This is a genomic window from Candidatus Cloacimonadota bacterium, assembly GCA_020532085.1.
Classification (GTDB): Bacteria; Cloacimonadota; Cloacimonadia; order Cloacimonadales; family Cloacimonadaceae; genus Syntrophosphaera.
In genome coordinates this window covers 1-11,178 of sequence record JAJBAV010000052.1, presented here as the reverse complement: position 1 = coordinate 11,178, position 11,178 = coordinate 1, and the positions used below count along the sequence as shown (strand labels likewise).

5 protein-coding genes are annotated in these 11,178 nt (G+C 59.1%); all 5 read left to right on the top strand.

What is annotated here, in order from left to right; translation table 11 throughout:
- Positions 1-544: 544 nt before the first annotated feature.
- The 5 genes from LHW45_10280 (at position 545) to LHW45_10260 (ending at position 10,570) form a co-directional block, all read left to right on the top strand.
- A complete protein-coding gene (locus LHW45_10280; GenBank protein ID MCB5285958.1) occupies positions 545-2,212 on the top strand; it encodes a T9SS type A sorting domain-containing protein in 1,668 nt (555 codons plus the stop codon).
- 242 nt (positions 2,213-2,454) lie between these two features.
- Positions 2,455-2,814, top strand: a complete 360-nt coding sequence (locus LHW45_10275; protein MCB5285957.1) for a metalloregulator ArsR/SmtB family transcription factor — start codon at positions 2,455-2,457, stop codon at positions 2,812-2,814.
- On the top strand, positions 2,811-4,883 hold the full coding sequence (cadA, locus tag LHW45_10270; protein ID MCB5285956.1) for a cadmium-translocating P-type ATPase: 2,073 nt from the start codon (positions 2,811-2,813) through the stop codon (positions 4,881-4,883). The genes LHW45_10275 and cadA overlap by 4 nt, the downstream gene beginning before the upstream one ends.
- 62 nt (positions 4,884-4,945) lie before the next feature.
- Entirely contained in the window at positions 4,946-6,850 is a 1,905-nt protein-coding gene (thrS, locus tag LHW45_10265) for a threonine--tRNA ligase (protein ID MCB5285955.1), read from the top strand.
- A gap of 288 nt (positions 6,851-7,138) precedes the next feature.
- Positions 7,139-10,570, top strand: a complete 3,432-nt coding sequence (locus LHW45_10260; protein MCB5285954.1) for a S8 family serine peptidase — start codon at positions 7,139-7,141, stop codon at positions 10,568-10,570.
- The last annotated feature ends 608 nt before the right edge of the window (positions 10,571-11,178 follow it).

The window sequence follows — 11,178 nt, the reverse complement described above, 5'->3', positions numbered from 1 at the left end:
ATTGGGCACCAACTTGAATCACATATTTAATAGCGCCACAATATAATAAGCCAATTTCTTGTCAAGCTTTTTCTTGCATATTTTTTAATTATTTCATGGGGTATTGTGGAGCTTTGTCAACAGTCTGGACCAGCTGCCGCTGGTCCCCCTGTTTTTTCGCCCAACTTCGCCGGTTCGCTCCCAATATCAATACGGTATCAATACGGAATCATTACGGATTTCATCCGTAATGATTCCGTATTGATACCGTATTGATACTTGGGGCGGGGGTGGGTGATACCATCATAACCCCCTATCTGAAAGAGAAGGCTCTCTTTCCGATCCAGGGGGTGCGGGGTGTGTTTATGTGTATTACCAACCTTCCTGACGAGGGGTTCCGATCGCTACGCTCACTCCACACCCTCGCTATCGTTCTGTCGCCCTCCGGGCTTTACCGGTAAAGTTCCGTGTTAATCTCTATCTGTAAAAGAATCGTTCTTAGCGCTTGACAATTAAACATCGCGTTCCAGACTGACGCGTGACAAGCAATGCAGGAGAGAAGAGCATGAAAGCAAACGCAAGCATCCTGATCCTCTGGGCGGCGATTCTGGGCCTGAACGCCGGGCTGGCCTGGCTGGAACCGGTGTTGGTGGCGCAGGATCAGAATACCCAATACTCTGTGAGCGCCGTGCGCGGGCTGCAGGATGAGACGGTGGTGGTCTGGCTGCAGCGGCCCAATGGCAACGGCAGATATCAGATCCGGATGCAGACCGTATTGCCGGACGGATCGCTCAAATTCAGGCCGGAAGGTGTGCCGCTGAGTTCCGACTGTTTAACCTCCAATAACCCCCCGCACCCCAGCGTGGTGGTTACTCCGGGCGGAGAGATCTTTGTGGGCTGGTACGACCATGTGGCCGGCGATTACAAAGTCCAGCTGTTTTCCTCCCAAGCCCAGCCGCTTTGGGGCACGGAACCTCTCAGCCTCAGCGGGATCGGTAGTTGGGCGAGGGCCATGTATATTGATGGCGCTTTCATCATCGCTTATGCCAAGGAGGTGGGTTCCTACCTCCACCGCATCTGGGGGCAGAAGATCGTGGACGGGGCAGCTGTCTGGCCCGCGGAGGGATTGCAGCTCGTCACTCCTCATCCGCAACATTACAATTCCGGGACTGAGTACTTTTCGTCTCTGGGCCCTTACCTGGCCTGGAACCTGGATCCCATCCAGCAGCTGTTCGTGCTGAAGCTCGACCAGGACGGCAACCCCGCCCCGGGTTTCAACGCCTGGGGCAATCAAGTATCGCAACGCGCCGCACCGTACCACCTTGGATCATTCAGTTTCAGGCTGTTTGGCGAAAACCTGCACTGCAGGTGGCACGAAGCCTACGAAGTGCATCCCTCCTTTGAATACTGGGACCTACGGCACGTCCAGCAGGTGGTGGGGCCCAATGGCGAACTTCTGATCCCGACACCCGGAGTAGTGGACGAGGATGAGGGTGATCCCTTTTTCCTGACCACCTACGGCTACGATATCGGGGTGGGCGAGAACTATTGGCTCACCGGCAACGGAAGCGTTTACGGATACCGTCTGCGCCGCTTCTCCCCCAGCGGAAACCTGCTGGCGGACACCCTGACTCCTGTAGTTCCGGTTCCCCACTACCCGGGAAGTGACTTGTACCGCCTGGATGCTCTTTCCGACGGCAACGCGCTGCTGCTGACCTCGCAGTTCCTAAGTCTGAAATACGATCTTATCGATGCCCAGGGACAGTGGGTCACGCCAGCCAACAATACGGTATTCAACCAATATGTGAGTGAGTCCAGACTCGCCTGCGCCCGCTCTGGCGACACCCTGCTCCTGGCGGCGGCCGTGGCTCAGGATTCAGAGTACAGTGACAGCCTGCAGCTGCAAAAGATCGTGCCCGCAGGCAGTTCCGCGGCGAACCCAGGGTCCGTGACACCCCTGTTTGAACTCAGCGTCACCCGGCCCAATCCCTTCCGCAACAAAACGGAATTTTCCTGCCAGACTGGGAAAGCGGGCAATCTGCAAATCGCCGTGTACAACCTCCGCGGTCAGAAAGTGCGCGTCATCTTTGCCGGAAGCATCACCGCCGGCAAAATTGATTTCGCTTGGGACGGCCGCGACGATCATGGCCAGGCTGTCTCCAGCGGCGTGTATCTTCTGCGGGCCAGCTTTGAAGGCAAGGTCAGCCAAAGCAAGGTCCTGAAACTCTGGTAAGGTAATCCCCCCCCCCCCAGGGCTGGATCCCGCCGCTAAGCCGAGAAATGACGCGGGTTTGGGGCCGGGTGGGAAATGATGGGAATCCGCAAATCCCCATGAAAATGCGATTGCACGAACCCGCGGCTTTGGGAAGCTGCGCCATGCCGCGGCAACACGCTGACTTTTCACGCGAAAAAAGTCCTTGACATCCTGGGCACTTCTCCAATATATGAACACATACTCATATATGAGAGGATCACATGGATGCCAAACATACATTCAAAGACTTTTCCAATGCTGAACTGGACCGCATCAAGGGCGGTTTGCCGGATGAGCAGACCACCGGCTACCTGAGCGAATTTTTCGCCGTATTCGCCGACAACACCCGTCTGCGCATCCTCTATTTCCTTTCCCAGAGCGAGTTTTGCGTGGCGGACCTGGCTTCACTGGTCGGCTTGCAGCAATCCGCGGTATCGCATCAGTTGAAAACCCTGCGCCTGCACCGGCTGGTGAAGTTCCGCCGGGAAGGCACCACCATCCATTACTCGCTGGATGACGACCACGTGCAGAAGGTCTTCGCCATCGCGCTGGAACACGTCAGCGAGGGACAGCAGACATGAGCGTGCAGGAATACGACATCCAAAATCTGGACTGCGCCAGCTGCGCGGGCAAGATCGAAGCCGGGATCAAGGCCCTGCCTGAAGTTCACAGCGCCAATCTGGATTTTGTGAACCGCCGGCTGATCGTGCGATATCACTCCGCCATCGACCAGCCCCTGCAAAAACTGAACGGCATCGCCGCCGCCATCGAACCCGGCGTGGCCATCACCCTCAGTGGCGCGGAAACCACCGCGAAGCGAAACACCGCCCTCTGGCTCACCCTCGGCGGCGCGGTGCTATTGATGATCGCTACGCTGCTGGCGCCTTCCGCCCTGAAACCCTGGCTGGGCCTGGCCGCCTGGCTTATGGCGGGGCATAAGGTGCTGATCAACGCCGCCCGATCCCTGCTTTCCAAACAGCTGTTCTCCGAGCAGCTGCTGATGAGTCTCGCCACCATCGGCGCGGTGGGTTTGGGCGAATACGTGGAGGCAGCAGCGGTGATGGTGCTCTACGAATTTGGCCAGTGGCTGGAAGCCCGCGCGGTGGAGCATTCCCGCCGTTCGATCCGCGGCATGCTGTCGCTCAAACCTGACCGGGCTCACCTCAAAACCGCGGCTGGAGTGGTGGAAACCCGCCTGGGCGAAGTGCCGGTGGGCGCCACCATCATCGTCAATCCCGGCGAACGGGTACCTCTCGACGGCGTGATCCTGAAGGGCGAAAGCACGGTGGACACCTCCACCCTCACCGGCGAGGCGGAGCCACTTTACGTGAACCCTGGCGCGGAGATCTTCGCCGGATTCCTGAACCACAGCGGCCTACTGGAGATCAAGGTGGCCAGCAGCGAGGCGGAAAGCACCGTAACCCGCATTCTGAACCTGATCGACAACGCCGGCGCGCGCAAATCGCAGCAGGAAAAATTCATCACCCGCTTCGCCCGGATCTACACTCCCGCGGTGGTGGGAGCGGCTTTCCTCGTGTTCCTCATCCCCACTCTGCTGGGTTATCCGGCTGCCGTCTGGTTCCGGCGCGGCCTGGTGTTCCTCATCGTGTCCTGTCCCTGCGCGCTGGTGATCTCCATCCCGCTTTCTTACTACATCGGCATCGGGGTGGCGGCCAAAAAGGGCATCATCTTCAAGGGCAGCGAGTTCCTTGATGTGCTGCGCCGCGTGAAGACCGTGGTCTTCGACAAAACCGGCACCCTCACCACCGGCGAGATGAAGGTGGAAAAGGTGTTCGTGCGCGAGGGCGGCGAACCCATGGAACTGGTCCACAGCCTCTGGCTGGCGGAACACAGTAGCTCGCATCCCTTTGCCAAAGCCATCCGCGCCGCCTACGAGGGTGATTTCGACCCCGCCCTGGTAAATGCCTATTCCGAATACCCCGGCCGCGGCGTGCTGCTCCAGTATGGCCAAGACCGCATTCTGGCGGGCTCGGAAGCCTTTCTGCAGGAATACGGCTTCATCGATCCCATCCCGGCAAAATCCCACAGTGCGGTGCACGCTGTGAAAAACGACATCTACCTGGGTTGCGTGAGCTTTTCCGACACCCTCAAACCCGGCATTGCGGACACCCTCGCGGAGCTGAAAAAGCAAGGCGTGGAGCGCACCGTGATGCTTTCCGGCGACCGCCGGGACAAAGCGGCCAAGGTGAGCCGCGAGACCGGCCTGGACGAGTTTCACGCGGAACTGCTGCCGGAACAGAAACTGGGGCGGCTGGAAGAGATCATGGGCCGCGGACAGGGCAAAACCGCCTATGTGGGTGACGGCATGAACGACGCACCGGCCCTGGCCCGCGCGGATGCCGGCATCGCCATGGGCGCCATTGGCAACCAGGCCTCCGTGGAAACCGCCGACATTGTGCTGCTGAACGACAAGCCGGAACAGCTGGCCGCCGCCTTCAGCATTTCCCGCCGGACGGGAACCCTGGTGGCGCAAAACATCGCCATCGCCCTGGGCGTGAAAGCGCTGGTGATGATCCTGGGCGTGGGTGGCATTTCCGGGCTCTGGGAAGCCATTATCGCGGACGTGGGCGTTACCCTGATCGTGATCTTCAACTCCCTGAGGCTGCTGCGCCAAGCACGCCGCGCTTGACAAAAATCCCTGCCTGAACTGCCTTGCCTTGTTAAACTTAAATTAGAACAGCTGGAGATACCATGCCGATAAAAATTACCTTGCCCGACGGCTCTGCCAAACTCTATGAGCAACCCGTGAGCGCCCTGCAGGTGGCCGAAGACATCAGCCCCAGGCTGGCCGAAGCCGCCATCTGCGCCGAACTCGACGGCGTCTTGGTGGATCTGGGCCACAGCATCGACCGCGACGCCAAACTGGTGCTGCACACCTTCAAAACAGAGGCCGGGAAAGACATCTACTGGCACAGCACCGCGCATCTGATGGCGCAGGCCGTGAAACAGCTCTTCCCCGAGGTGAAGGTGACCATCGGCCCGGCCATCGAGCAGGGTTTTTATTACGATTTCGACCGCGACAAACCCTTCACCGAAGAGGAACTGGAGCAGATCGAGGAGCGCATGGCCTTCCTCGCCAAACAAAACTTGCCCTACGCCCGCAAAGAACTCTCCAAAGCCGAGGCAATGGAGATCTTTGCCAACATGGGCGAGGATTACAAGCTGGAAATCCTGGGCGAGATCCCGGATACAGACGTGATCAGCACCTACACCCAGGGCGATTTCATCGACCTCTGCCGCGGCCCGCACATCCCCCACACCGGCAAGATCAAAGCCGTCAAGCTGCTCAAATCCTCCGGCGCTTACTGGCGTGGCGACGAAAAGAACAAGATGCTCCAGCGCATCTACGGGATCAGCTTTCCCACCCTGAAGGAACTGGATGGGTATCTGGAATTTCTCAGGCAGGCCGCCCTGCGCGACCACCGCAAACTGGGCAAGGACCTTGACCTCTTTTCCATCAATGAAGACATCGGCCCTGGCCTTGTGCTCTGGCATCCCAACGGCGCCATGATCCGCCATCTGATCGAAGCTTACTGGAAGGAAGAGCATCTGCGCCGCGGCTACAAGCTGGTTTACACCCCCCACGTGGGCCGTGCCAACCTCTGGGAGACCAGCGGACACTTGGGTTTTTACAAGGAAAACATGTACGCGGCCATGGACGTGGAAGGCCAGGATTATTACATCAAACCGATGAACTGCCCATTCCACATTGCCATCTACAACAGCAACCTGCACAGCTACCGCGAGCTGCCCATTCGCCTGGCGGAACTGGGCACCGTTTACCGCTATGAACGCTCTGGCGTTCTGCACGGCCTGATGCGGGTGCGCGGCTTCACCCAGGACGACGCCCACATCATCTGCACCCCGGACCAGCTCGACTCCGAGGTGGAAAAACTGATCGTCTTTTCCCTGGACATGCTGAAGCATTTCGGCTTCCGCGATTTCCTCATCTACCTGAGCACCAAGCCGGATGAGGCCGTGGGCGATCCCGCCGATTGGGACGTGGCCACCGCGAGCCTGCGCGCCTCGCTGGAAAAACTCGGCCTGGAATATCAGGTTGATGCCGGCGGCGGCGCTTTCTACGGACCCAAGATCGACATCAAGATCAAGGACGCTTTGGGACGCGCCTGGCAGTGCAGCACCATCCAGTTCGATTTCAACGAACCCACCCGCTTTGACATGCACTATATCGGGGCCGACAACGCCCAGCACCGCCCCTACATGGTGCATCGCGCCATCCTCGGTTCCGTGGAACGCTTTTTCGCCACCCTGCTGGAATACCACTCCGGCAACCTGCCCCACTGGCTGGCCCCCGTGCAAATGATGATCCTGCCCATCACCGAAGCGCAAATGCCCTTCGCCCGCAAACTGGAGGAGGATTTCCGCCTGCGGGGCCTGCGCTGCGAAGTGGACCCCCGCAACGAGAAGATCGGCTACAAGATCCGCGACGCCGAACTCAAAAAGATCCCCTTCATGTGCGTGATCGGCAAAAAGGAAGAGGAATCCGGCCAGATCACCCTGCGCCAGCACACCGTGGGCGACCTGGGCAGCATGAGCTTCGCTGAGGCCCTCAGCCGCGTGCAAAGCGACACCTGAGCGTTTCAGGGGATCTTAAACAGATAGGAATCCCAGCTCCGTTGAAGTCCAAGCCGGAAGGCTTCTTCTGCAAGGAATTGAACCGGTTCCACCGGCTTGAACTCCAACTTGGTCCACCGCTTGATACCAAGCAGGGGGCATTGGCGCCAAACCCCGCCCCGGCGAGGGGTTTTTTACCGGTTTATGCCATTGGCTGATACGGGGTTTGGCCCGAGCGAACTGAAAAATAATCACGTTAGGGGAACGGGATTTGCATATGTGTAGCAAAAAACTGTTTGGAGCAGCGCAGTGAAGCGATTAATCCTTGTCATAAGCGTCCTCTGCCTCGCCTGGGGCCTCCGGGCGGCGGCCGATCCATATTTCAGCAGCGGGGCGCGTCCCCTCTATGCCCAGAACCTTGTAAAGGTGAAACTCAGCCTGGCCGCGGCGCAGCGGTCCAACCTGCCGCAGCAGTTGGCGGAGGAACACCCCCGTTTCGGCCTGGCCGACCTGGACCGGATAATGGCAGAAACCGGCGGCACGGCGGTGATCCGCGCCCACCGGCGTTTGAAGAACCAAGCCTGGGAAGCCGCGCAAGGCTTCGACCGCTGGTTTTTGGTGCGCCTCAGCGGCACCACCGCGGTGGAGGAAGCGCTGACGGCTTTTAAGGCCAGTCCCTGGATCGAAGACGCAAGTTTCGAGCACTACGCCTATCCGCAATACATTCCCAGCGATCCATACTATGTGGACAACTGGGGCCACAACAACACCGGACAGGGTCCCGGCGGCGGCGGGGCCGGCTTTGACAGCAACGCTCCCGAGGCCTGGGACGACGCCCAGGTCTTCGGCGACCCGAACATCATCATCGCCATCATCGACAGCGGCGTTAACTACAACCACGCGGACCTGAACGACAACTGCCTGCCTGGTTGGGATTACGGCGCCAACGACAACGACCCCTCCGACACCAACGGCCACGGAACTCAGTGCGCCGGGGTCGCGGCCGGCGAGACCAACAACGGCATCGGCGTGGCCGGGGTGGCTGGAGGCTGCAGCATCATGCCCCTCAAGGTGATGAATAATTCCGGCGGCATGACCTTCACCAGCATCACCAACGCCATCACCCACGCCGCGGATAACGGGGCCCACGTGATCAGCATGAGTTTGGGCGCCGAGGACGGGGCCGATGAAGGCGACAACCCCGCCAGCGACGCCGCCCTCTATTATGCCTACAACGAAGGCTGCGTGATCTTTGCCGCCACCGCTAACTCCAACACTTCCTCCATTGCCTATCCCTCCAACCACACGGCCGTGATCAGCGTGGGAGCGGCCAGTCCCACCGGCCAGAGGAAAAGCACCACTTCCTCCGACGGCCAGAACTGGTGGGGCTCGAACTACGGCGTAAACGTCCAGGACGACCCCAAGGCCGTGGACATCATGGCAGCCACCATCCTGCCCGCCACCACCCGCACCGGTGGCTACAGCACCAACTTCAACGGCACCTCCTGTGCCACGCCCTACGCGGCGGGAGTAGCCGGGCTGATCCTTTCCAAGGATTCAGGGCTAACGCCGGACCAGGTGCGGCTGACGATCGTGAACAATGCCACGGACATGACCATCGACGGCGGTCCAGGCTGGGACCGCTATACTGGCTATGGCATGATCAACGCCAGTGCCGCTTTGGCCAGCATCGCGCCCGGCATGCCTTCCTGCGTGATCACCGCCCCGGCCAACAACTCTGTGCATTCCCTGGGCAGCACCATCCAAGTGTCCGTGAACGCCAATGACAGCGACGGCTTTATCTCACACGTGAACTTTTACCTCGACGACAACCCCAGCCCCGATTTTACCGATGCTACAGCCCCCTATGCCTGGGATTGGAGCACCGCGGGCTTGGCCTCCGGAGAACACACCATCAGCGCGGTGGCCTACGACAACCTGAGCAACAGCCGCAGCTTCTCCATCAACGTGGTGCTGCTGCAGGCGGCCAACGAGGGCTTCGAATCCGGCCTTTTCGACCTCTATCCTTGGCAGAATCCCAGCTCGGGACCTTGGACCGTGCAGAGCGAAACGGTCTATTCCGGCAGCCATGCCGCCAGGTCCGGCCTGATCACCCATCTGCAGGAAAGCGTGCTCAGCCTCACCCTCACGGTGGTCGAGGCCGGAACGGTGAGTTTCTTCAGCATGGTTTCCAGCGAACCAAACTACGACTATCTGCGCTTTTACATCGACGGCGTGCAACAGGACCAGTGGTCCGGACTGCTGAACTGGGATTTCCACAGCTATCCCGTGGCGGCGGGCACCCGCATCTTCACCTGGAGCTATGTTAAAGACCAGGGCGTGAGCACCGGCAGCGACTGCGCCTGGCTGGACCACATCAGCTTTCCCGCCCACAACGCGCCGCCCTTCGCGCCTTCCGGACTCAGCGCCACTGCCGTTTCGCCCTCCCGGGTGGTGCTGAACTGGACCGATAATTCCAGCGACGAGACGGAATTTTACGTGGAACGCTCCACCGGAGGATATTGGGCCCTGGTGAACTGGGCTGGACCGGATGTGACCAGCGCCGAGGACATTGGGCTCGACCCCGCCACCAGCTACAACTACCGCGTACGGGCTGCCAACACCAACGGCAACAGCAATTACAGCAACGTGGCCCTGGCCGTGACCCTGGGCAACGACTGCCCGGACAACGTGACCGCCACGCAGCAGGCCAACTGGGTGAACCTGAGCTGGAGCGCCCCCCTCAGCGGCGCGGATGCTTATCAGGTCTGGCGCTATGAAGTGATCAACAACCAACCGGCGAATGGCGTGCTGATCACCCCTGCCAATGTGGCGGAGACAGCCTACACCGATCCGGACTGGTATCTGCTGAACCCCGGCGAGTATCTCTGGCAGGTGAAGGCCGTCGCGGGAGCGGCTGTTTCCGCCGGCTCGCATTCGAACAGCCTAGCCAAGGCAACCAACGGCGTGATCGTGGGAACTGTGACCGATCTGAGCGGAAACCCGCTGGCCATCGCCACCGTGGCCACCGGCACGGTTTCCGCGCTCACCAACGCATGCGGCGTTTACACCCTGTCTGTCGTTCCCGAAACCTACACCCTCACGGCCAGTCATCCGGATTATGAATCAGTCAGCCTGGCAGATGTGGCGGTTAGCTCCGACCTGCAGACCCAGGCCGATTTCCAGCTGCCGCTCTACACGGTTGCCACACCCACTTTCAACCCTGAACCCGGCTCTTACACCGGCTCTGTGGATGTGGTGCTGAGCAGCGCCACTCCGGAGGCGGTGATCCGCTTCACCCTGGACGGCAGCGAGCCCTGCCTGCAATCACAGATCTATTCCGCCCCTATCCGGCTGGAGACCAGCTCCACGGTGCGAGCCAAGGCGTTCAAACTGAACTGCACCCCAAGCGCCATAGCCGATGCTTTTTACGAGATCACGGTTTCCGCCGATGATCCCTCCGCACCGGCTGTGGGAGGCATCCAGGGCGTCTGGCCAAATCCCTTCTCCGCAAGCGCAAGCATCAGCCTCTATCTCAAAGACTCCAGCCGGGCTTACAGCCTGGATATCTACAACATCCGCGGGGAATTGGTCCACCGCTACCAAGGCCGGGAAAAGGGTTTCCAGGACCTGGTCTGGGACGCCAAGGACAGCCGGGGACGCAGATTGGCTGCGGGAGTGTATCTGATCAGATTTGAACAGGGAGATTTGCGGCAGACCCGAAAACTGGTGCTGAAGTAAGCCTCCCCCAACCTTAACAGCATAGCCCATGTCCGGATGATGGCCAACCAATGTGCCGGTGCAGCCATAACCCGGACATGGGCATTTCTTAAATGGGGCGGCAAAGAGCGGGTTGGATACGGCAGTTGTTGCAGGCTCTCTTTTCAAATCGATTAGGAAATGCCAGTTAAGGCGACTGAACAATAGCGTGGGCGTGCAGTGAGAGTAGCGATCCGAACCCCTCGCCATGATCTGATGCCTGCTGGGCTTACCCACTCGGTTTAAGGAGAAACATAGGAAAGACACTTTGGAGTTGATCCCTATCCTGATCTGGATAAGTTACCCGAACAAGGCAATTCCTGCCATTCATAGTAACAGATGTTTGTGATAAGTTGATTTCTGGAATAGTATTTGCTTTATTTTTAATTAAATTTGTGTTTCCGATAAGGTCATTGAAAACGACCCCGCTCAAAATGACAGAATCATAGCTTTCAAAATTATGGGGTAGCGTCTCAAAGGTTGGTGTAAAATAGGTAACGGCAGATGAAGAAAAAGGTTGAGCCAGATCCCGCTCTTTGTTTTGATGGTTTTGACAAAACTAACAGACAAGGAGACGATCATGACTCAAC

What these genes read in the sequence shown, in the direction of transcription:
- LHW45_10280 (MCB5285958.1), top strand. Translation starts at nt 545, where the DNA reads ATGAAAGCAAACGCAAGCATCCTGATCCTCTGGGCGGCGATTCTGGGC.
- cadA (MCB5285956.1), top strand. Translation starts at nt 2,811, where the DNA reads ATGAGCGTGCAGGAATACGACATCCAAAATCTGGACTGCGCCAGCTGC.
- thrS (MCB5285955.1), top strand. Translation starts at nt 4,946, where the DNA reads ATGCCGATAAAAATTACCTTGCCCGACGGCTCTGCCAAACTCTATGAG.
- LHW45_10275 (MCB5285957.1), top strand. Translation starts at nt 2,455, where the DNA reads ATGGATGCCAAACATACATTCAAAGACTTTTCCAATGCTGAACTGGAC.